This is a genomic window from Streptomyces fructofermentans (assembly GCF_014651055.1).
Taxonomy (GTDB): Bacteria; Actinomycetota; Actinomycetes; order Streptomycetales; family Streptomycetaceae; genus Streptomyces; species Streptomyces fructofermentans.
The window spans coordinates 51,531-72,956 of the sequence record NZ_BMWD01000013.1; the positions used below are offsets into that span (position 1 = coordinate 51,531).

Here is a 21,426-nt window from a genome sequence, read left to right on the forward strand (position 1 = left end):
GTCGCGATGAGCCGCTCCACCCACCGTCTGACCGTCGCCCAGGCGCTGGTGCGCTTCCTGGCCGCGCAGCACACCGAACGCGACGGCGTACGGCACCGGTTGATCGCCGGCACCTGGGGGATCTTCGGCCACGGCAACGTGGCCGGCATCGGCCAGGCGCTCCTGGAGGCGGGCGAGGAAAGCATGCCCTTCCACCAGGGCCGCAACGAACAGGCCATGGTGCACGCGGCGGTGGCCCACGCCCGCCACCTCAACAGGCTCTCCGCCCAGGCGGTCACCACGTCCATCGGGCCGGGCGCCACCAACCTGGTCACCGGCGCCGCCCTCGCCACGATCAACCGGCTGCCCGTGCTGCTGCTGCCCGGCGACTACTTCGCCACCCGTGTGGCGGACCCGCTCCTCCAGCAGCTGGAGCATCCCGTGGAGGCGGACGTGTCGGTCAACGACACCCTGCGCCCGGTCTCCCGCTTCTTCGACCGGATCACCCGCCCCGAGGCGCTGATCCCCGCCGCCCTGCAGGCGATGCGGGTGCTCGCCGACCCGGTGGAGACCGGCGCCGTCACCCTCGCCCTGCCGCAGGACGTGCAGGCGGAGGCGTACGACTGGCCCGCGGAGTTCTTCGCCGAGCGGATCTGGCGGGTGCGCCGCCCGGCCCCCGAACCGGCCGAACTAGCGGCGGCCGCCGACGCCGTACGGGCCGCACGGCGCCCCCTGCTCGTCGCGGGCGGCGGCGTCCACCACAGCGAGGCCGAGCGGGCGCTCAGGGAGTTCGCGGAGGCCACCGGCGTCCCCGTCGCGTCCACCCAGGCGGGCAAGGGGTCCCTGCGCCACGACCACCCGGCCGACCTCGGCGGAATCGGCCACACCGGAACCTCCGTCGCCGACGACCTGGCCCGCACCGCCGACCTCGTCATCGGCGTCGGCACCCGCTACTCGGACTTCACCACCGCTTCGGGGACCCTGTTCCAGCACCCGGACGTCCGCTTCGTGAACCTCAACGTGACCGCCTTCGACGCCCACAAGCTGAGCGCGCGCACCCTGGTCGCCGACGCCCGCGCCGGCCTCGAAGCCCTCACAGGGGCCCTCTCGGGCCACCGCGTCGACGCGGAGTACGAGGCCGAGTACGGCGCGGGCAAGGAGCGCTGGGAGCGGGTCGTCGACGCCGCCTACCGGGCGGACGACGAGCACGCGGTGCCCACCCAGACGCAGGTGCTCGGCGCCCTGGACGCCGTCGTCGGCGACGAGGACGTGGTGATCAACGCGGCCGGCTCGCTCCCCGGAGACCTGCACAAGCTCTGGCGGGCCCGCTCGCCGCGCCAGTACCACCTGGAGTACGGCTACTCCTGCATGGGCTACGAGATCCCGGCCGCCGTGGGCGTCCAGCAGGCAGCGCCCGGCACCCCCGTCTGGGCGCTGGTCGGCGACGGCACGTACCTGATGATGCCCACCGAGATCGTCACCGCCGTCCAGGAGCGGCTGCCGGTCAAGCTCGTGCTGATCCAGAACCACGGGTACGCCTCCATCGGCGGGCTCTCGGAGCAGACCGGCGGCGAGCGCTTCGGCACCGCCTACCGCTACCGCGCGGCCGACGGCACGTTCACCGGCGACCCGCTGCCCGTGGACCTCGCCGCCAACGCCGCCAGCCTCGGCATGGACGTCCTGCGCGCCAAGACCGTCGGCGAACTGCGCGAGGCGCTGGCCGCCGCCCGGGCGTCGGACCGGCCGACATGCGTCCACGTGGAGACGGACCCGGCCACCGGCGCCCCCGGCGCCCAGGCGTGGTGGGACGTCCCGGTGGCCGAGGTCGCCTCCCGCGAGGCCGCCACCAGGGCGCGGGAGGCGTACGAGCGAAGGGTCGTCGACCGCCGGCGCCACCTCTGACCGTCCGCCCGCTCCCTGCCGCCCTCCCGGCGGCGGTCCGCCACCCAGGAACGGACCCGCGCCCATGAGGACGACCACCCGCCAGGCCGGCGGCAGACCCGTCGGGAACACCACCGGCCACTCCCGTCACACCGCAGTCGCGGCCCGCGGCGGAGGGCTCCGCCGCTCCCCGAACGGGGTCCGGCAGGGCCCGGCCCACGTGCCTGCGCCCGGCCCGGCGGCGGCACCTCACTCGTTCGGCGGCGTGCGGGGCCGTGTCTTCGGGGTCGCGGGCCCCGTGGTCCTCGCCGCCCCGGCCGAGGGCCGCGCACGCACCGGCGGCGGCGCGACCGTCCCGCGTCCCCGTGCCGGGTCCGGCGCCGCGCGGGCACCCCGTCACGCCGACGGCGGGAGCGCCGCCGGCGATCCGTGACACGGGACGCGCGCCCCCGCACACCCCGGCGGCCCGCGCAGCCCCAGCCCCGTACAGCAGCCCCAGCCCCAGCCGTACAGAGGACACGCGAAGGGAAGGTGCTCCCGTGGCAGAGACGGGATCCGCACGACCGGCCACCGCCGGCGCGTTCGACCGCCTGGAGGTCGCCCTGGACCGGGCGAGCCCGATCCCGCTCTACTACCAGCTCGCCCAGCACCTGGAGTCCGCGATCGAGCGCGGGGCGCTCGCCCCCGGAGACCTGCTCGGCAACGAGGTGGACATCGCCGCCCGGCTCGGCCTCTCCCGGCCGACCGTGCGCCAGGCCATCCAGTCCCTCGTGGACAAGGGGCTGATGGTGCGCCGCCGCGGCATCGGCACGCAGGTGGTGCACAGCCAGGTCCGGCGCTCGCTGGAACTGAGCAGCCTCTACGACGACCTGGCGGCGGCCGGCCAGAGCCCCGCCACCCGGGTGCTGCGCAACGAGATCCAGTCCGCGTCGGCGGAGGTCGCCGCCGCCCTCGGCATCCCGGAGGGCCGTGACGTCATCGTCCTGGAGCGGCTGCGCACCACCCACGGCGAGCCCGTCGCCCACCTGTGCAACCACCTTCCCGCCTCACTCATCCAGGCGGACACCGGCAGGCTGCGGGAGACCGGCCTCTACCGCGTGCTGCGGGCGGCGGGCATCACCCTGCACAGCGCCCAGCAGACCGTCGGCGCCCGGTCCGCCACCGACAGGGAGGCGGAACTCCTCGACGAACCGGCGGGCGCCGCGCTCCTCACCATGCGGCGCACGGCCTACGACGACCACGGGCGAGCCGTCGAGTACGGGACCCACGTGTACCGCGCCTCCCGCTACACCTTCGACTTCCAGCTCCTCGTGCGCCCCTGATCGGATGCGGCTGCCCAGGTCGGGACGCGGCCACGGCGGTACGTTGGGCCCGTATCGCACGAATGCACCGAACGTGGCGGACGGGAACGACCACTCCCGGGACGGAGAGGGTCCGCGTGGCGACGAGCGAGGAAAGCGGTGTGGCGCGGCAGAGGTTCGACATGGCGGACGCCGCGGTGGCCCTGCTGGACGACCGTACGGCGGTGACCGGCTGGTCCGCCGACGCGGAACGCCTCTTCGGCTACCGCCGCGCCGAGGTCGTGGGCAGGGCGGTCGCCGAACTGCTGATGCCCGAGGACGCCGCGCGGCTGCCCGGGCCGATCCGGGAGTGCGGTTCCGCGGGCGGCTGGACCGGACTCGTCGCCGTGCGCCACCGCGACGGGCACCCGGTCGTCACGGCGGTACGGGTCGTGCCGGCCCTGGAGGAGGCGGACGGCCCCTCCCGCTGGGTCGTCCTGGCCGCCGACACGACCGGGGCGGCGGGCTGGGACATGAGCCGCAGCGTGCTGGAACGGCTGGCCGCGCAGTCGCCGATCGGCCTCGCGATCGTGGACGTGGACCTGCGTTTCGTGTGGTCGAACGCGGCCCTGGAGGAGTTCGGCGGCGGCTCCGGGCACGAGCGGATCGGCAAGCGGCTCGCGGACATCCAGCCCGGCCTGGACGCCGAGGCGCTGGAGGCGGTCATGCGCCGGGTGCTGGAGAGCGGAGTACCCGTCGTCGGCTACGAGCACATCGGGTCGGTCCGCTCCGCGCCCCACCGGGACACCGCCCACGCGATGTCGTTCACCCGCCTGGAGGACGACCACGGGGTCCCGATCGGCGTGTACTACACGGTAGTCGACGTCAGTGAGCGCTTCCGGGCCCGTGAACGCCTCACCCTGCTCGACGAGGCGGGCAAGCGGATCGGCAGGACCCTGGACGTGGCGCGCACCGCCCAGGAGCTGGCCGACGTGGCGGTGCCGGGGCTCGCCGACCTCGTCGTCGTCGACCTGCTGGAGACCGTTCTGCAGGGCGGCGAACTCGCGGCGGGGCCGATGAGCTCCCCGGACGCCGTACCGCTGCGCAGGGCCGGGCTCCGCTCCCGCGACGACGAGGCGCAGGAGCGCGCCGCCGGCCTCGGGCAGGTGATCCGGTACCCGGCGGACGCCCCCGCGATCGACGTGCTGACCGGGGGCAGACCCCGGATCGGGGGAGGGCTCGACCCCTCGGCCGGCCAGTGGGCCGCCGCACCCGAGGGCGGGGGCGGGACACACGCCTTCCCGGACACCGGGCTGCACACCGGGATGGTCCTGCCGGTCCGCGCGCGCGGCACGACCCTCGGGATCACCTCGTTCTTCCGGGGGCCGGGCCGGGACCCCTTCGACGAGGACGACCTGGGGCTGGCCGAGGAGTTCGTCTCCCGGGCGGCCCTGTGCCTCGACAACGCCCGCCGCTACACCCGGGAACGCGACGCGGCGCTCGTCCTCCAGCGCCACCTGCTGCCGCACCGGCTCCCCGAGCAGGACGCCATGGAGGTGGCCGCCTGCTACCGGCCCGCCGACGAGCTGACCGGGCTCGGCGGCGACTGGTTCGACGTCATCCCGCTCTCCGGCGCCCGGGTCGCCCTCGTGGTCGGCGACGTCGTTGGGCACGGCATCGAGGCCGCCGCGGCCATGGGCAGGCTGCGGGCCGCGGTGCAGACCCTGGCCGACCTGGACCTGCCGCCCCAGGAGGTCCTGGCGCATCTCGACGACCTGGTCGACCGGGCCGGGCACGAGGACGACCCCACCAGGGCTCCGCGCGCCGACGGGGTACGGGCGAAGGGCGCGAGCTGCCTGTACGCGGTGTACGACCCGGTGGGCGGCTGCTGCTCCATGGCCGCCGCCGGGCACGGCCTGCCCGCGGTCGTGGCCCCGGACGGGACCGTCGACTTCCCCGAACTGCCGCCGGGCCCCGCTCTCGGCGTGGGCGGCCCGCCCTTCGAGTCGGTCGAACTGGTCCTGGAGGAGGGCAGCGTCCTCGCCCTGTGCACGGACGGACTGCTCGCGGCCGAGGGCCCCGCCCCGCAGCGCGACGCCGCCGCCGACCGGGAGCGGCTGCGGCGGGTCCTGGAACGCCGCGGGCCCGGCCTGGACGACCGCTGCCGGGCCGTCGTCGACGACATGGTCCCGGAGCGCCCGCCGGACGACGTGGTGCTGCTGATGGCGCGCGCCCGGCGGCTCGCCGCGGACCGCACGGTCTCCTGGGAGCTGCCGAGCGACCCCGCGGCCGTCGCCGAGGTCCGCAAGCGCACCTCGCGGCAGCTCGGTGAATGGGGGCTCGACGAGCTGACGTTCACCACCGAACTGGTCGTCAGCGAACTGGTCACCAACGCGATCCGGCACGCCGAGGGACCGATCCGGCTGCGGCTGATCGTGTCGCGCGCCCTGGTCTGCGAGGTCTGGGACGCGAGCCCCACCGCCCCGCACCTGCGGCATCCCAGGACGACCGACGAGGGCGGCCGGGGTCTGTTCCTCATCTCGCAGTTCACCCAGCGCTGGGGCACGCGCTACACCCGTGACGGCAAGATCATCTGGACGGAGCAGTCCCTGACGGGCCCGGAGTTCTGAGCGGTCCGGCGAGCCGAGGGCTCGTCGGCGAAGGGCCCGGAGCGCCCAGGGGCCCGTGGGGCGAGGGCTCCAGGGGGCGGGGGCTCGCGGGGCGATGGGCCCCGGGCGTCGAGGGACGAGGGGTGGAGGGGGCGGGGCCGGCGGCCCGTACTCCATGGGGGCCGACATCCGTCCCGCCCGTGGTGTCCGGCGGTGCGGCGGGTCACCGCTGCCGCACAGTGCGTCCGGAGGCCGAACCCGCGTCCCGCCCCCGCGACCCGGCGGACCGCCTCCTCGTACCCGCGCCGAGCGAGGAGTGACGCCCCGTGCCCGACACCGTGTCCCGGAGGTCCGCCCTGCGCCTGCTCGGCGTCGCGACCGCCGTCGCCCTGGCCGCGACGGCGGGGCCCCCGACCCCCGTCCACGCCGCGGACCGGCGGCGCGAGCCGCCCGCCGGCCCCCGGGTCGAGGGGCTCGTCGCGCGTCTCACCCTCGACGAGAAGATCTCCCTGCTGCACGGCGCCACCGATCCGGAGGACCTCGGCCAGGCCGGCTACGTGCCGGGCGTGGCACGCCTCGGCATTCCGCCACTGCGCCTCGCCGACGGTCCCGCGGGCGTCCGTGCCGCGCGGCACGCCACGGCCCTGCCCGCCCCCGTGCTGCTCGCATCGGCCTTCGACCCGGCGCTCGCCCGCCGGTACGGCGGCGTCATCGGACGCGAGGGCCGCGCCCTCGGCCAGGACGTCCTGCTCTCGCCCATGGTCAACCTCATCCGGACCCCCTACGCCGGCCGCAACTTCGAGACCTTCAGCGAGGACCCGCTGCTCTCTGCCGACCTCGTCGCCGAGGAGATCAGGGGCATCCAGGGCGAGGGCCTCATCGCGACGGTCAAGCACTTCGCGATGAACAACCAGGAGCAGGACCGGGAGTCCGTCGACGTACGGGTCGACGAGCAGACACTCCACGAGGTCGAGCTGCGTGCCTTCGAGGCCGCCGTGCGTGCCGGAACCCACGCGGTGATGGGCTCCTACAACAAGGTCAACGGCATCCACGCCTGCGAGAACGCCGTACTCCTGACGGACGTGCTGCGGGACCGCTGGGGCTTCCGGGGCTGGGTGATGACCGACTGGCACGCCGCCCACAGCACGGTGGCCGCGCTCACCGCCGGACTCGACATGGAGATGCCCGACGGCAGGTACTTCGGGGCCGCCCTGAAGTCCGCCGTCGAGAACGGCGGGGTGCCGCGGGCGTACGTGGACCGATCGGTCCGCAGGCTCCTCACCGCCATGGACGGCGTCGGGCTGCTCGACGGCAGCGCCCCGCCGCGCCCGGCCCGCGACGCGGCGGCGGGCGCGGCGGTCGCCCTGGAGGTCGCCAAGGCCGGTGCCACCCTGCTGCGCAACGAGCACGGCACCCTGCCCCTCACCGGCCGGGCCGCCCGGAGCATCGCGGTGGTCGGACCCACGGGTGCCCTGCCCTTCGTCAGCGGCGGCGGCAGCGCCCACGTGGTCCCCGACCACGCGGACAGCCCGCTCACCGCGATCACGGCCCGTGCGGGAGCGGGGGCCCGGGTCGCGTACGCGCTCGGCGAGGACCTCTTCGGCAAGCCCCTGCCGGCGTCCGCCCTGTCCGGCGACGCCGACCCGGAGGGCCGGTGGGTGGCGGCCGGCACGACCTGGACGTACGACGGGGTCCTGGACGTCGAGGAGGACGACGAGTGGACCTTCGTCGTGCACTACTCCGGCGCGCGGCCCGCGGTCGTCCTCGACGGCGTGGAGCTGTTCCCCGTCGCGACCGGGCTCGCCGAGCACTTCACCGGCGGGCTGGTGTCGGTGGCGCCCGACGGACTCGCGGTGCGCCGCAGGACACTCGCCCTCGCCGCGGGCGCGCACCGGGTGCGGATCACCGCGGCGGGCGGCGCCGAGGGCCAGACGTTCCGCCTGCGGCACGGCACAGGGGCGACACGGGCCCGGGACGTCGCCGAGGCGGTGGGGGCGGCGCGCGAGGCGCACGCCGTCGTGCTGTTCGCGTACGAGGACGCGACCGAGAACCAGGACCGCGCGAGCCTCGCGCTCCCGGGCCACCAGGTGGCGCTGATCGAGGCGGTGACCGCGGCGAACCCCCGTACGACGGTCGTCCTGAACACCTCGTCCTCTACGTCGATGCCGTGGCTGGACCGCACCGCCGCCGTGCTCCAGATGTACTACCCGGGCCAGGAGGGCGCGGCCGCCACCGCCGCCGTCCTGTTCGGCGACTGCGACCCCGGCGGGCGGCTCACCCAGTCCTTCCCGGCCGACGACGACCACCACCCCGTGGCGGGCGACCCGCGCCGCTATCCGGGGGTCGGCGGCGTCCAGGAGTACTCGGAGGGCGTCCACGTCGGCCACCGCTGGTACGACGCCGAGGGGGTGCGGCCGCTGTTCCCGTTCGGCCACGGGCTCTCGTACACCTCCTTCGTCTACGAGGAGCCGGTGGCGGAGCGGACGGACGACGGCCTGGAGGTGGCCTTCACCGTGCGGAACACGGGCCCTCGGGACGGCGTGGACGTCCCGCAGGTCTACGTCGGCCCCTCGCCCGACCTCCGGGTCCCGCAGGCCGTACGCGTGCTGGGCGGCTATCTGCGGATCGCGCTGCGGGCGGGCGAGTCGCGCCGGGTCGCCGTGCGGGTCGACCGGCGCACGCTCTCCTCGTGGGACGCCCGGCGGCACGGCTGGGTGCTGGGCACCGGGCCGCGGACCGTGTGGGTGGCGGCCTCGTCGCGCGAGCCGAGGCTCGTCACCACGGCCCGCGTGTGAGGCGGACGGGTCCCGAACGGGCTTCCGTGGCCCCGGTGGCGACCGGGTAGGCTTCCCGGCACGCGCCCGGCCGGGCGCGTGGCGGCCTGTCCGGCCGGCCCGCGAACCGGGAGGAACGGCGTTGCACGTCCAGGAGTGGCTCGAGACCGTCCCCGCGGTCGCCATCTACGCGCTGGTGGGCGTGGTCATCGGACTGGAGAGCCTGGGCATCCCGCTGCCGGGCGAGATCATCCTCGTCTCCTCGGCGCTGCTGGCCTCCCAGCACGGCGACATCAACCCCGTCATCCTCGGCGCCTGCGCCACGGCGGGCGCGATCATCGGCGACTCCATCGGGTACGCCATCGGCCGCAAGGGCGGCCGGCCGCTGCTGGCCTGGCTCGGCGGGAAGTTCCCCAAGCACTTCAGCGAGGGCCACATCGCCACCGCCGAGCGGTCCTTCGAGAAGTGGGGCATGTGGGCCGTCTTCTTCGGCCGCTTCGTCGCCCTGCTGCGCATCTTCGCGGGCCCGCTCGCGGGTGTGCTGCGGATGCCGTACTGGAAGTTCCTGATCGCCAACGTCTTCGGCGGCATCCTGTGGGCCGGCGGCACCACCGCGGTCATCTACTACGTCGGCGTGGTCGCCGAGTCCTGGCTCAAGCGCTTCTCGTGGCTCGGGCTGGTCGCCGCCCTGCTCATCGGTCTCGTCTCGATGCTGATGCTCAAGCGCAAGGCGAAGAAGGTCACGGCCGAGAAGCACGCCGAGGCGGAAGCCGCGGCGACGCTCGGCGAGCGGGAGCCGGTCCCGGCGGCGGAGTAGCCCCACCGGAACCGCCGAGCCCCGAACCCCCGCCGCGCGACGGCCGGGCACGAAGGCGGCGCGCTCGGGCCACGACGGAAGACCTGTGGTGTCGCCTGCCCCGCGGTCCGGCGCACGCGGGCGGGCGGGTCGCGACCGGTCCGGGCTCCAGGCGTCACGGTCCGCCCGGAGGCACGCCCCCGCCGACGCGATCAGGCACCGCGCCCCGGGCCGCCGACGCCCGCGGGGCAGCCCTCAGCCCTCGTGCGCCTTGCGGTGCTCCTGGGCCAGGGCCACGTACAGCGTGCCGTTCAGCGAGATGCCCTCGCGCTCCTCCGCCGTCAGCTCGCGCCTCACCTTCGCGGGCACGCCCGCGACGAGCGAGCCCGGGGGCACGCGCATCCCCTGCGGCACGAGCGCCTGTGCGGCGACCAGCGAACCCGCGCCGATCACCGCGCCGTTCAGTACGGTCGCGCCCATCCCGATCAGGCAGTCGTCCTCGACCGTCGCACCGTGCAGCACGGCGTTGTGCCCGATGGAGACGCGCTCCCCGACGCTGACGGGGAAGCCCGGGTCGACGTGCAGCGTGCAGTTGTCCTGGACGTTGCTGTCCGCGCCGATGACGATCGGACCGCAGTCCGCGCGCAGCACCGCGCCGTACCAGACGCTCGCCCCCGCGTGCAGCGTCACCTCGCCGAGCACCACGGACGTCGGCGCGGTGAACGCCTCCCGGTCGACCGCCGGTTGCTTGCCGCCCACGCCCGCGATCAGCGCCTCGTGCGTCATCGCCGTCTCCTCGTTCTCGTCGGTACGGGCACCGTAAGGGATGGGGCCGCGTACCGGTGGGGCGAAGATCACAGCGGTCCCGTCCCATGGGCGGACGGCCCGCTGAGTACGGTGAGCGGGTGTCCAAGAGCAAGAACACGTTCTCATCCCGGCGGGGCCGCCTCGTGCAGCGCGCCGTCCACTCCGGCTGGGCCTGGGTGCAGCGGACGGGCGCGGTGACCGCCGAGCGGCCCGGCCGGCTCCGCTTCGGTGCCATGGGCACCGGGACGAGGCTCGCCTTCCCGCAGGGCACGGTCTTCGGCGAGCCCTGGATCCACCTCGGCGACCACTGCATCATCGGCGAGCAGGTCACCCTGACCGCGGGCCTGATGCCGGACCTGGACCTCGGCGCCGAGCCGATCCTGCGCCTCGGCGACGGTGTCGTCCTCGGCCGGGGCAGCCATGTCATCGCCGACACGACGATCACGATCGGCAGCGACTGCTACTTCGGTCCCTACGTCTACGTGACGACCACGAACCACTCGTACGACGATCCCCACGAGCCCATCGGCAAGCAGTGGCCGCGGATGGAGCCGGTCGAGATCGGGCCGGGCTGCTGGATCGGGACGGGCGCGGTCGTCCTGCCGGGCGCGCGGATCGGGCGGAACGTCGTGGTGGCCGCGGGCGCGGTGGTGCGCGGTGTCGTGCCGGACCACTCGGTGGTGGCGGGGGCGCCCGCCAGGGTCGTACGGCGCTGGACCCCGGCCGAGGGCTGGCAGCCCCCGCTGCGCACCCCGGCGCCCGTGCCGATACCGGACGGCGTGACGCCGGAGCAGTTGCTGGCGCTGGCGGAACTCGACGAGAAGAGCCTCGAAGGGCTGCGCGCGATCGGCGACGCCCCGGCCGACGTGCCCGCCGAGTCCTGAACCGGCCCGAGGGCCTCAGCCCGCGGCGAGCAGCACCGTGCCGACCAGCGCGAGACCCGCGCCCGCCGCCTGCACCCCGCGCAGCCGTTCGCTGAGGAAGCCGCGCGCCGCCAGGGCGGTCACCACCGGGCAGAGCGAGGCGAGGACGGCGGCCACGGTGACCGGACCGAGCCGGGCGGCCAGCGCGAACGTGCCGTTGGCGGCCACGTCGGCGAGCCCTACGAACGCCATCGCGGGCAGCGCGGTCCACGCGACGCGCGGTGGCGCCGTGCCTCCGCGCCTGACGCGGACGGCCAGCGCCGCCCCGCCGGTCACGACGTTCGTGACGCGCTGCACGAACAGGGCCAGGAACAGCCCGGTCAGGGTGGTCGACGCCTCGGCGATCAGTGCCATCACGGCGCCGAAGCCGATCGCGGCGACCAGGGTGAGCAGGACGGCCTCCCGTTGGACGGGGGCGCCCCTGAACTGCGGGCCGCCCGCGAGCGCGACACCGACCACGGCGACCGCGATGCCGGCGAACTGGAGCAGTCCCGGCCGCTCCCCGAGCACGAGCCCGACGGTCACGGGGACGGCCACCCCGAGGGAGCCGAGCGGTGAGACGACCCCCATCGGGCCCAGCGCGAGCGCCCGGTAGAAGGCCAGCATCGCCACCGGGCCGACGAGTCCCGCCGCCACGGCGAACCACAGCCGGGGTCCCGCCTCGCTCCAGGCGCCCGTCGCGACCACGACCGCACCGAGCACGAGGGTCGCGATGGACTGCGAGAGGACGACGACCGTCAGGGCGGGCGTGCGCCGCGCGAGCAGGCCGCCGCCGAAGTCCGCCAGTCCCCACAGGACGCTGGTGGCCAGGGCGAAGAGCGCGGCCGGTGCTTCCATGGGACGCCTCGCAGTACAGTTCGGTGAACAATTCGGTGCACCACACCGTAGTTCATTGCATTGAACTGTGTCATTCAAAATATTGAACTCGACCATCGAGCGACAATCTTGGACGGAACGTGTCGGACCTCGACCTGCTGACCCAGTCCCTGGCGCGCAACGTCAAGCGCTGGCGCACCGAGCGCGGCTTCACCCTGGAGACGCTCGCGGCCCGCGCCGGAGTCAGTCGCGGCATGCTCATCCAGATCGAGCAGGCCAGGACCAACCCCAGCCTGGGAACCGTCGTCAAGATCGGCGACGCGCTCGGCATCAGCATCACCACCCTGCTCGACTACGAACAGGGCCCGACCGTCCGGATCGTCCCGGCCGAGCAGGCCGTCCGGCTCTGGCACACCGACGCCGGCAGCTACAACCGCCTGCTCGCCGGCGCCGAGGCCCCGGGCCCGCTGGAGATGTGGGACTGGCTGCTGATGCCGGGCGAGGGCAGCCCCTCCGACCCGCACCCCGTCGGCACGGTCGAGCTGATCCACGTCACCAGGGGCGAACTGACGCTCACCGTCGACGGCTCGGACCATGTCGTCCCGGCCGGGGCGAGTGCTTCCTTCGAGGCCAACACCCCCCACACGTACGCCAATCGGGGCGACGACCCGCTCGAAATGATCATGGCCGTGTCCGTCCCGGGCGTGCACTGAGACGCCTCGCCGCCGCGTTGCGCCCGACTGTTAGCGTGCTGTCATGCGCGCACCCCTGGGACACTTCGACGACGCCACGCCCGCTCCCGAACTCCTCGGCTCGCTGATCGCCCCGGTCGCCGACGCCGTACGTGCCTGGGAGGGCGCCGTCGCCGCCGACGCCCTCGTCCACGTCGACACCGAGCCCGAGTGGGCGGACACCGCCACGTTCGTCGAGCACTACGGCAGGGACCTCCTGGACAAGTCCGCCAACTGCGTGGTCGTCGCCGGCAAGCGGGGCGGCGAGACCACGCTCGCGGCGTGTGTCGTGCTCTCCACCACCCGGGTCGACGTCAACGGTGTCGTGCGCCGCCGCCTCGGGGCGCGCAAGGTGTCGTTCGCGTCGATGGACACGGCCACCAGAGAGACCGGGATGGAGTACGGCGGCATCACGCCTGTCGGGCTTCCCGCCGACTGGCCCGTCCTCGTCGACCCGGCCGTCGTCGACCTGCCGTACGTCCTGGTGGGCAGCGGACGCAGGCGCGGCAAGCTGCTGATCCCCGGGAAGGCCTTCGCGCAGCTGCCGAACGCCGTCGTGGTCGAAGGGCTCGGCGTCTCCTGAGCCCGTGCCCCCCCGACTGCCCCCGCCCGGCGCGGCGCGTCAACACGCGCCCGGGGGACGAGGGTGATCCGCCCGCCCCGTCGGTGACCGGACCGAGCCGACCGGCGGGTCACCGGCGGAGCGCCGCCCGGCGCCGGTGACCGGGCCGAAGAGCAGGCCGGGGCGGGGCGGGGAGGTTCGGTCGAGGGTGCCGCCACGGGGTACTCGGAGTGCGAAGCGGGTCCGTTTCCGGGCCGCCGGAGTGTCGCGGGCGCGACGCGGGTCGCCGATGCGGTAGATGCTGGAGGAGAGGAATCACGGCCCCGAGGGTGCTTCCGATGCTGTCGGACGTCCACGTACGCCGACCAGCACGAATCAGGACGGTACTGCCATGAACCGCGACGCGACACTCCGAAGCGACGTCGTCTCCAGCCACTCGGTGGTCGGGGCGCCGTGCTGGGTCAGCCTGACGGCACGCGACCAGGAGGCCGCCGAGGAGTTCTACGGGGCGGTGCTGGGGTGGCGCTTCAGGACGACCCGGCTGATGGACCGCTTCCGGATCGCCTACGCGCAGGGCGTGCCCGTCGCGGGGATCGCGGCCGTGGCCTCCATGTGGCAGATGGCCGTGAGCTGGACCCCGTACTTCGCCGTGTCCGCCGCGGACGACGCGGTCGCCAGGGGCCAGGAGCGGGGCGGGACGACCGCCGTGGGACCCATCTCCTTCCCGACCGGCCGGGCCGCGCTGATGGCCGACCGCGACGGCGCCGTCTTCGGCATCTGGGAGGGCCAGCTCTTCTCCGGCTGGGAGTCCTGGCGCAGGGCCGCCCCCGCCTTCGTCCGCCTCCACACGCGCAACGCCTTCGACGCCGCCATCTTCTACGGCGAGGTCCTCCGGTGGGCCACCTCGGAGCCCGGCTGCTGCGAGGTCCACTACGACGGGGACGAGGTCGTCCTGCGCAGCGACGGCGACGTGGTGGCCCGCATCCACTCCGGGGCGGTGGAGGCCGCCCCCGACCCCACGATCCGGCCGCACTGGCAGATCCACTTCGCGGTGACGGACGTGGAGGCCTGCATGAAGGCCGCGCTGGAGCACGGGGGCTCGGTCCAGGGCGAGGTGTCCGAGTTCGAGGCCGTCCTTCGGGACCCCGACGGCGCGCAGTTCACGGTGACGTCCCGCTCCGAGCGCTGAACCGCGCGGCCGCCGCCCCGCGGGACCGGCACCCCGCGCCCCGCGGCACGGCCGGTGCCCGGCGCGGGGTCAGCCCAGGCGCGGGATCTCGATCGCCGGGCAGCGGTCCATGACCATGTCCAGACCGGCCGCGCGGGTGCGCTCGTACGCCGCCTCGTCGACGACACCGAGCTGGAACCAGACGGCCCGGGCACCGATGGCGACGGCCTCGTCGGCCACGGCCCCGGCCAGCTCGCTGTTGACGAACACGTCCACGACGTCGACGTCGAAGGGGATGTCCGCGAGGGACGCGTACCCCCGCTCGCCGTGCACCGTCTCGGCCTTCGGGTGCACCGGGACGACGCGCTTGCCGAAACGCTGGAGGACGTCCGCCACGCCGTAGGCGGCACGCCCCTCGTTCGACGACAGGCCGACGACCGCCCAGGTGTCGCCCAGCTCGGTGAGTATCGTGCGGATCGTTGCCGGATCGCCGTACACGGATGGCCTCCTTGAGGTGGCTGCGAGAAGTGCTCAGGCGGGCAACAGCGCGCGACGGCGGGTGATTCCCGGCGGGGAGGAACCGCCCGTCCGCCGGCCGCCCGCCGGCCCGGGACCCCGCCGCGCACGGTCGCGGCCCCGGTGGGCGGAGGGCGGTGCGGCCCCGGCGGGCGGAGTGGGGTGCGGACCGGGGGCGGCGCGCGGCGCGGACCCGTGCCCGGCAATGACGTCCGCCTCCCCGCACCCGGCCCCTCCCGCGCCTACGCTCGGCCCGTGCTGCGTATCACCGACGCCCGAACAGGCGAACCCGCCGACGCCACTCCCGCCCGACGGGGCCTGACCCGCGTCGAGGCGCATGTGCCGCACCCCGACGCCACCGGGCTGCGGGTGCTGCTGGTCGCCGACGTCCTCGTACGAGCCCTGGAGATCGGCGGGACGCCCGTCTGGACCGTGCTGAACGGGCCGTCGGAGACCGCGGAGCTGAGGAGCCGGGCCGCGGATCTGGGCGTGCGGCCCTTCGAGGAGGAACGGTACGGCGGAGCGGGCCTCGGCGAAGCGCAGGTGCTGCACGTGCTCGGGCCCGGCGGGCGGGTGCCGCCCGGTCTGCGCGTCGGGGTCGCCGGCGTCGAAGCCGGTCCAGGCGTGCTGGACGACGCCGACGCCACCGCGCTGCGCCTCGCCCTGCTCGCCCGGCCCCGCGCTGAACCCCTGCGGCTGTCGACCGGCGGACTCGCGGAGGCGGGCCGGACCCTGCGGCACTGGCGGGGAGCCGTCGCCGGCTGGGCGACCAGGCCGTCGGGCCCCATCCCCGACCCCGTGCGCGGGCAACTGCGCGGCGCCTGGGAGAACGACCTGGACGTGCCCGCGGTCCTCGCCGTGCTGCGCAGGGTGGAGACCTCCGGGACGGTGCCCGACGGCGCCCGGTTCGAGACGTACGCCTACGCCGACCGGCTCCTCGGGCTGGAACTCACCCGTGACATCGGGCGCGGGGTCCCCGGGTGATCGCGCGCGCCGGAGCGGGCCCGTTGCGCCGCCTGGTCGTCCTGCGGCACGCCAAGTCCGCCTGGCCCGACCTCGTCGCGGACCACGAGCGGCCGCTCGCGCCACGCGGCCGCCGCGACGCCCCCGCCGCGGGACGTGCGCTCGCCGACTCCGACTGCCTGCCCGACCTCGCGCTCTGCTCCACCGCCGTCCGTGCCCGGCAGACCTGGGAACTGGCGGCGGAGCAGTTCGGCACACCGCCGCCGGTACGCCACGACGCGCGGCTGTACGCGGCGGACGTGCGGGAACTGCTCGACGTGCTGCGGGAGGCTCCCGACGAGGCGCGGACCGTGCTGCTGATCGGGCACAACCCCGGCCTGGAGGACCTGGTGCTCACCCTGGCCGGGGACAGCCTGGACGACTCGCTCGACGACGTGCGGACCAAGTTCCCCACTTCGGCGATCGCCGTCCTCGCCTGGCACGGCAGCGGGTGGCGGGCCCTCGCGCCCGGCGCCGCGCTGCTCACCGACATGATCGTCCCCCGGGGCCGGAAGAAGGGCGGGCCCGGCCGCGGACGCTGACCCGGGACGTCCCGCCGGCCGTGCGCGCACGCCCACGCCCACGCCCACGCGCGCGTGCCGCCACACCCCTGCGCGTGCCCGCCGCCCGGCCCGTACGCCCGCGTGCCGCCCGGCCGGTCCTGCACGCGCGTGCAGCGCATACGCTGGCCGGATGCAGGACGAGTACCGCACGGTGGCCCGCGCAGGCGTGCACGAGACCGAGGTCAACCGCTCCCGCTTCCTGTGCTCGCTGGCACCGGCGGCAACCGAGCGGGAGGCCCAGGACTTCGTCGCCGCCGTCCGCAGGGAGCACGCGGACGCGACGCACAACTGCTTCGCGTACGTCGTCGGAGCCGACGCGGGTGTGCAGCGGGCGAGCGACGACGGCGAACCCGGCGGCACCGCGGGCGTCCCGATGCTGCAGATGCTGCTCCGGCGCGACATGCGGTACGTCGTCGCCGTCGTCACCCGCTACTACGGCGGGGTCAAGCTCGGCGCGGGCGGACTCATCAGGGCCTACGGCGGAGCGGTGGGCGAGGCCCTGGACACCGTCGGCACCCGCACCCGCCGGCGCTTCAGGCTGGCCACGGTGACCGTCGACCACCAGCGGGCGGGCAAGGTCCAGAACGACCTGCGGGCCACCGGCCGCGAGGTCCGTGACGTGCGCTACGCGGAGGCCGTCACCATCGAGGTCGGCCTCCCGGACGCCGACGTGGACGCCTTCCGGGCATGGCTGGCCGACGTGACGGCGGGGACAGCCGGGTTCGAACTGGGCGGAGAGGCGTACGGGGACGCATAACGGGCCGATACGGGAGTAGCCGCCCGTGCTGTCCGACCCGGCCGATAGTCTCGGGAACCATGAGGCTGCTGCACACTTCCGACTGGCATCTCGGCCGGGCGTTCCACCGGGTGAACATGCTCGGGGCCCAGGCCGAGTTCATCGGCCACCTCACCGCGACCGTGCGCGAGCGCGACGTGGACGCCGTGGTCGTGTCGGGCGACGTGTACGACCGGGCGGTGCCCCCGCTCGCGGCGGTCGAGCTGTTCGACGACGCCCTGCACCGCCTGGCCGGACTCGGGGTGCCGACGGTGATGATCTCCGGGAACCACGACTCGGCGCGCCGCCTCGGCGTCGGAGCCGGCCTCATCGACCGCGCCGGCATCCATCTGCGCACCGAGCCCTCGGCGTGCGGCACACCGGTGGTCCTGCGGGACGACTTCGGCGAGGTCGCCTTCTACGGCCTGCCCTATCTGGAACCGGCACTCGTCAAGGACGAGTTCGCGGTGGAGAGGACCGGCCACGAGGCCGTGCTCGCCGCCGCCATGGACCGGGTCCGCGCCGACCTCGCCACCCGCCCGCCCGGCACCCGGTCCGTCGTCCTCGCCCATGCCTTCGTGACCGGCGGCGAGCCCAGTGACAGCGAGCGGGACATCACCGTCGGCGGGGTCGCCGCCGTCCCTGCGGGAGTCTTCGACGGCGTCGACTACGCCGCGCTCGGACACCTCCACGGCAGCCAGGCCATCAACCCCCGCGTCCGCTACTCGGGCTCCCCCCTGCCGTACTCCTTCTCCGAGACGGACCACCGCAAGACCATGTGGCTCGTCGACCTCGGGGCGGACGGCACCGTCGAGGCGGAGCGCGTCGACTGCCCGGTGCCGCGCCCGCTCGGCCGCATCAGGGGACGCCTGGACGACCTGCTCGCCGACCCCGGGCTCGTCCGCCACGAGGAGGCCTGGGTCGAGGCCACCCTCACCGACCCCGTACGCCCCGCGGAGCCCATGGCACGGCTCACCGAGCGCTTCCCGCACACCCTCAGCCTCGTCTTCGAACCCGAGCGCGCCCCCGACGACCCCGAGGTGTCCTACGCCAGGCGGCTGGCGGGCCGCAGCGACCGGCAGATCGCGGAGGACTTCGTGGCGCACGTCCGCGGAGCCGGACCCGACCCGGGCGAACGGACCGTGCTCCAGGACGCGTTCGACGCCGTCCGGGCCGACGACACCGTCCGCGAGGTCGCCCGGTGAAGGCGAGCACCCCGCACACCGAGGGAGCCCGATGAGGCTGCACAGACTGCGCATCACCGCCTTCGGGCCGTTCGGCGGAACCCAGGAGGTCGACTTCGACGACCTCTCGGCCGCCGGGCTCTTCCTGCTGCACGGCCCCACGGGCGCGGGCAAGACCTCCGTCCTCGACGCCGTCTGCTTCGCGCTGTACGGCTCCGTCCCCGGCGCCCGCCAGGGAGGCTCCCTGCGCAGCGACCACGCGGCGGCCGGGGTCCGCACCGAGGTGGCCCTCGAACTCAGCGTCGCCGGACGCCGCCTGGAAGTCACCCGGCAGCCGCCCTGGGAGCGCGCCAAGAAGCGCGGCACGGGCACCACCACGGAGAAGGCCCAGAGCCACTTGCGCGAGTACGACGCGCCCGCGGGCTCCTGGAAGGACCTCAGCCGCTCCCACCAGGAGATCGGCGAGGAGGTCACCCAGCTCCTCGGCATGAGCAGGGAGCAGTTCTGCCAGGTCGTCCTGCTGCCGCAGGGCGACTTCGCGCGCTTCCTGCGCGCCGACGCCGAGGCCCGCGGGAAGCTCCTCGGCCGACTCTTCGACACCCGCCGCTTCGCCGCCGTCGAACAGCGGCTGGCCGAGCTGAGGCGCGCCGCCGAGACCCGGGTGCGGGCGGGCGACACGGAACTCCTGGCCGACGCCCACCGCATGCAGCAGGCCGCCGGCGAAATCGTCGAGCTGCCGCTCCCCGGCCTGGACCCGGGCGACCCCGGCCTCGCCGGCTCCGTCCTGGAATGGGCGGCCGTCGCGCGCGGCACCGCCCGCGAGCGGCACACGGTCGCGCACTGCGCCCAGCAGGCCGCCGAATCGGCCCAGGCCGCCGCGGACCGCGCACTCGACGACGTGCGCGACGTGGCGAGGCTCCAGCGCAGGCACGCCGAGGCCACCGAGCGCGCCGCGCGGCTGGAGGAGAGCTCCGCGGACCACGACGAGGTCCGGACCCGCATGGAGCGCGGCCGCAAGGCCGAAGCGGTGGGACCCGCGCTCGACGTCCGGGACACCACGGAGGCCGAGCACCGCAGGGCCACCGACGCCGAGACCCGCACGCGCGCCCGGCTGCCCGAGGAGTTCGCCGACTCCGGCGCGAGCGGACTCGCGACGGCAGCGCGCAGGGCCGCGGAGGAACTGGGCGGCCTGGAGTCCGCCCGTCGCGCCGAGCGCCGGCTGACGGACGCCGCCGCCGAGCGCGACGCCCTGGACCGGCAGGAGCGCGCCGACGAGGACGTCCTGCACGAGGCCGACGGCTGGCTCTCCGGATGGGAGGCGAACCGGGCGGACCTGAGGACCCGGATCGAGACGGCCCAGGAGGCGAACACCCACGCCGAACAGCTCGCCGTCCGGCGCGAACCCGCGCAGGCACGTCTCGCCGCCGCCCGCCTGCGCGACCGGTTGGCCAGGGACACCGACGACGCCCACGCCCTCGTGCTCACCGCGCGGGAGGCCGCAGTGGACGCCCAGGCCCACTGGCTGGACCTCAAGGAACTGCGCCTCAAGGGCATCGCCGCGGAACTGGCCGCGGGACTCGTCGACGGACAGGCCTGCGCCGTCTGCGGCGCCACCGAGCACCCGGCGCCCGCGCGCAAGGTCGAAGGACACGTGGACCGGCAGGCGGAGGAGGCGGCACTGGCCGCCCACCGGCGGGCCGACGAGCGGCGCGCCGAGGCGGAGCGCCGCCTGGGCGTCTCCAGGGAGGCACTGGCCGCGGCGACGGCCGAGGCGGGCGACACCCCCACGGAACTCCTCGCGGAGCAGTTCGCGGAGCTGGAGCGCCGGTACTCCGCGGCACGGGACGCCGCCTCGGGCCTGCACGCGGCGCGCGAAGCCCTGGACCGGGCCGAGCGCGAGCACGACCGGCGGCTCGCCGCCCAGCAGGAGGCCGCCCGGCGGGTCGCCTCAAGAGCCTCGGCACGGGACGCGCTCGACCGTGAACGAGCCTCGCTGGAGGACGAGTTGACGCAGGCGCGCGGCGCGGCGGCCAGCGTGTCCGCGCGCGCCGCCCAACTGGAGCGGCAGGCCGCGCTGCTCGGCGAGGCCGCAGACGCGGCGCGCGTGGCGGACGACACCGCCCGGCGGCTCAAGGACGCCGACGCCCGCCTCGCCGACGCGGCGTTCCGCGCCGGGTTCGACACACCGGCCGCCGCGGCGGCCGCTCTCCTCGACGACGACGCCCACCGCGCGCTCCAGCGCCGCCTCGACGCCCGGCAGCAGGAGGAGGCGGCGGTCCGCTCCGTGCTGGCCGAGCCGGACACCGCCGCCGCGGCCGGGCGGCCCGCGGTCGACCTCGCGGCGGCGGAGCAGGCCGCCGTGGCCGCCGTCCGGCGGGTGCGCGACACGGCCTCCGCCCGCGACGCCGCCGCCCGCCGCTGCGCCGAACTCGACCGGCTGTCGCTGCGGGCCTCGGCGGCGGTCCGGCGACTCGGACCGCTGCGCGAGGAGTACGACCGGGTGGCGCGGCTCGCCACGCTCACGGCGGGCACGTCCGCGGACAACGAACGCAGGATGCGCCTGGAGTCGTACGTCCTCGCAGCCCGCCTGGAGCAGGTCGCCGCCGCGGCGACCGCGCGCCTGCAGCGGATGTCCTCGGGGCGCTACACCCTCGTCCACTCCGACGACCGGGCGGGGCGCGGCCGCAGCGGCCTCGGCCTGCACGTCGTGGACGCCTGGACCGGGCGCGAGCGGGACACGGCGACCCTCTCGGGCGGCGAGACGTTCTTCGCCTCCCTCGCACTGGCCCTGGGACTCGCGGACGTGGTGACCGACGAGGCCGGGGGAGTGCGTCTGGACACGCTCTTCATCGACGAGGGGTTCGGCAGTCTCGACGACCAGACCCTCGACGAGGTGCTCGACGTCCTCGACTCGCTGCGGGAGCGCGACCGCAGCGTCGGCATCGTCAGCCATGTCGCCGACCTGCGGCGCCGCATCCACGCCCAACTGGAGGTCGTGAAGGGCCGGTCGGGGTCGATCGTCCGCCAACGGAGCGGCGACTGAGGCCACTTGCTCCCACC

At 75.2% G+C, this 21,426-nt stretch carries 17 protein-coding genes; 14 read left to right on the forward strand and 3 right to left on the reverse strand.

Features of this window, described 5'->3' with window-relative positions:
* The first annotated feature begins 6 nt into the window (after positions 1–6).
* The 5 genes from iolD (at position 7) to IE265_RS19230 (ending at position 9,340) form a co-directional block, all read left to right on the forward strand.
* Positions 7–1,881 carry a 3D-(3,5/4)-trihydroxycyclohexane-1,2-dione acylhydrolase (decyclizing) gene (gene iolD, locus IE265_RS19210; protein WP_190036850.1) on the forward strand — a complete coding sequence of 625 codons (1,875 nt, stop codon included), beginning with the start codon at positions 7–9 and terminating at the stop codon, positions 1,879–1,881.
* Positions 1,882–2,399: 518 nt separating this feature from the next.
* Positions 2,400–3,182 carry a GntR family transcriptional regulator gene (locus IE265_RS19215; protein ID WP_190036851.1) on the forward strand — a complete coding sequence of 261 codons (783 nt, stop codon included), beginning with the start codon at positions 2,400–2,402 and terminating at the stop codon, positions 3,180–3,182.
* Between the two features lie 116 nt (positions 3,183–3,298).
* Positions 3,299–5,770, forward strand: coding sequence for a SpoIIE family protein phosphatase (locus IE265_RS19220; RefSeq protein ID WP_190036852.1), 2,472 nt, complete (start codon positions 3,299–3,301; stop codon positions 5,768–5,770).
* A 305-nt stretch (positions 5,771–6,075) separates the two neighbouring features.
* Positions 6,076–8,544: a beta-glucosidase family protein gene (locus IE265_RS19225; protein WP_190036853.1), complete on the forward strand. Its 2,469-nt coding sequence runs from the start codon at positions 6,076–6,078 to the stop codon at positions 8,542–8,544.
* Between the two features lie 121 nt (positions 8,545–8,665).
* A complete protein-coding gene (locus IE265_RS19230) occupies positions 8,666–9,340 on the forward strand; it encodes a DedA family protein (protein WP_190036854.1) in 675 nt (224 codons plus the stop codon).
* Positions 9,341–9,574: 234 nt separating this feature from the next.
* Here the strand turns inward: IE265_RS19230 and IE265_RS19235 are convergent, their stop codons facing one another.
* Complete coding sequence (locus tag IE265_RS19235) at positions 9,575–10,105, reverse strand: gamma carbonic anhydrase family protein (protein ID WP_190036855.1); 531 nt, start codon at positions 10,103–10,105, stop codon at positions 9,575–9,577.
* An 86-nt stretch (positions 10,106–10,191) separates the two neighbouring features.
* Here IE265_RS19235 and IE265_RS19240 point away from each other — a divergent pair, with 86 nt between their 5' ends.
* Positions 10,192–11,010: an acyltransferase gene (locus tag IE265_RS19240; protein ID WP_190036856.1), complete on the forward strand. Its 819-nt coding sequence runs from the start codon at positions 10,192–10,194 to the stop codon at positions 11,008–11,010.
* Between the two features lie 15 nt (positions 11,011–11,025).
* On the opposite strand, the gene IE265_RS19245 is transcribed toward IE265_RS19240, so the two are convergent.
* A complete protein-coding gene (locus IE265_RS19245) occupies positions 11,026–11,886 on the reverse strand; it encodes a DMT family transporter (RefSeq protein ID WP_190036857.1) in 861 nt (286 codons plus the stop codon).
* 119 nt (positions 11,887–12,005) lie between these two features.
* On the opposite strand from IE265_RS19245, the gene IE265_RS19250 reads away from it, so the two are divergent.
* The 3 genes from IE265_RS19250 to IE265_RS19260 all read left to right on the forward strand — a co-directional run bounded on the left by IE265_RS19250 (position 12,006) and on the right by IE265_RS19260 (position 14,347).
* Entirely contained in the window at positions 12,006–12,578 is a 573-nt protein-coding gene (locus tag IE265_RS19250) for a helix-turn-helix domain-containing protein (RefSeq protein WP_190036858.1), read from the forward strand.
* Between the two features lie 43 nt (positions 12,579–12,621).
* Complete coding sequence (locus tag IE265_RS19255; RefSeq protein ID WP_190036859.1) at positions 12,622–13,179, forward strand: YbaK/EbsC family protein; 558 nt, start codon at positions 12,622–12,624, stop codon at positions 13,177–13,179.
* Between the two features lie 370 nt (positions 13,180–13,549).
* On the forward strand, positions 13,550–14,347 hold the full coding sequence (locus IE265_RS19260; protein WP_190036860.1) for a VOC family protein: 798 nt from the start codon (positions 13,550–13,552) through the stop codon (positions 14,345–14,347).
* 69 nt (positions 14,348–14,416) lie between these two features.
* On the opposite strand, the gene IE265_RS19265 is transcribed toward IE265_RS19260, so the two are convergent.
* Complete coding sequence (locus IE265_RS19265) at positions 14,417–14,824, reverse strand: CoA-binding protein (protein ID WP_190036861.1); 408 nt, start codon at positions 14,822–14,824, stop codon at positions 14,417–14,419.
* Positions 14,825–15,097: 273 nt separating this feature from the next.
* Between IE265_RS19265 and IE265_RS19270 the strand changes: the two genes are divergently transcribed.
* The 5 genes from IE265_RS19270 to IE265_RS19290 all read left to right on the forward strand — a co-directional run bounded on the left by IE265_RS19270 (position 15,098) and on the right by IE265_RS19290 (position 21,409).
* Positions 15,098–15,826: a hypothetical protein gene (locus IE265_RS19270; protein WP_190036862.1), complete on the forward strand. Its 729-nt coding sequence runs from the start codon at positions 15,098–15,100 to the stop codon at positions 15,824–15,826.
* Positions 15,823–16,386 carry a SixA phosphatase family protein gene (locus tag IE265_RS19275; RefSeq protein ID WP_190036863.1) on the forward strand — a complete coding sequence of 188 codons (564 nt, stop codon included), beginning with the start codon at positions 15,823–15,825 and terminating at the stop codon, positions 16,384–16,386. Before IE265_RS19270 ends, IE265_RS19275 begins: the two co-directional genes overlap by 4 nt.
* A gap of 151 nt (positions 16,387–16,537) precedes the next feature.
* Complete coding sequence (locus IE265_RS19280; RefSeq protein WP_190036864.1) at positions 16,538–17,164, forward strand: YigZ family protein; 627 nt, start codon at positions 16,538–16,540, stop codon at positions 17,162–17,164.
* A gap of 59 nt (positions 17,165–17,223) precedes the next feature.
* Positions 17,224–18,387, forward strand: a complete 1,164-nt coding sequence (locus IE265_RS19285; protein ID WP_190036865.1) for an exonuclease SbcCD subunit D — start codon at positions 17,224–17,226, stop codon at positions 18,385–18,387.
* A gap of 31 nt (positions 18,388–18,418) precedes the next feature.
* Positions 18,419–21,409 (forward strand): AAA family ATPase, encoded by a 2,991-nt coding sequence (locus IE265_RS19290; protein WP_190036866.1) that lies wholly within the window; start codon positions 18,419–18,421, stop codon positions 21,407–21,409.
* The last annotated feature ends 17 nt before the right edge of the window (positions 21,410–21,426 follow it).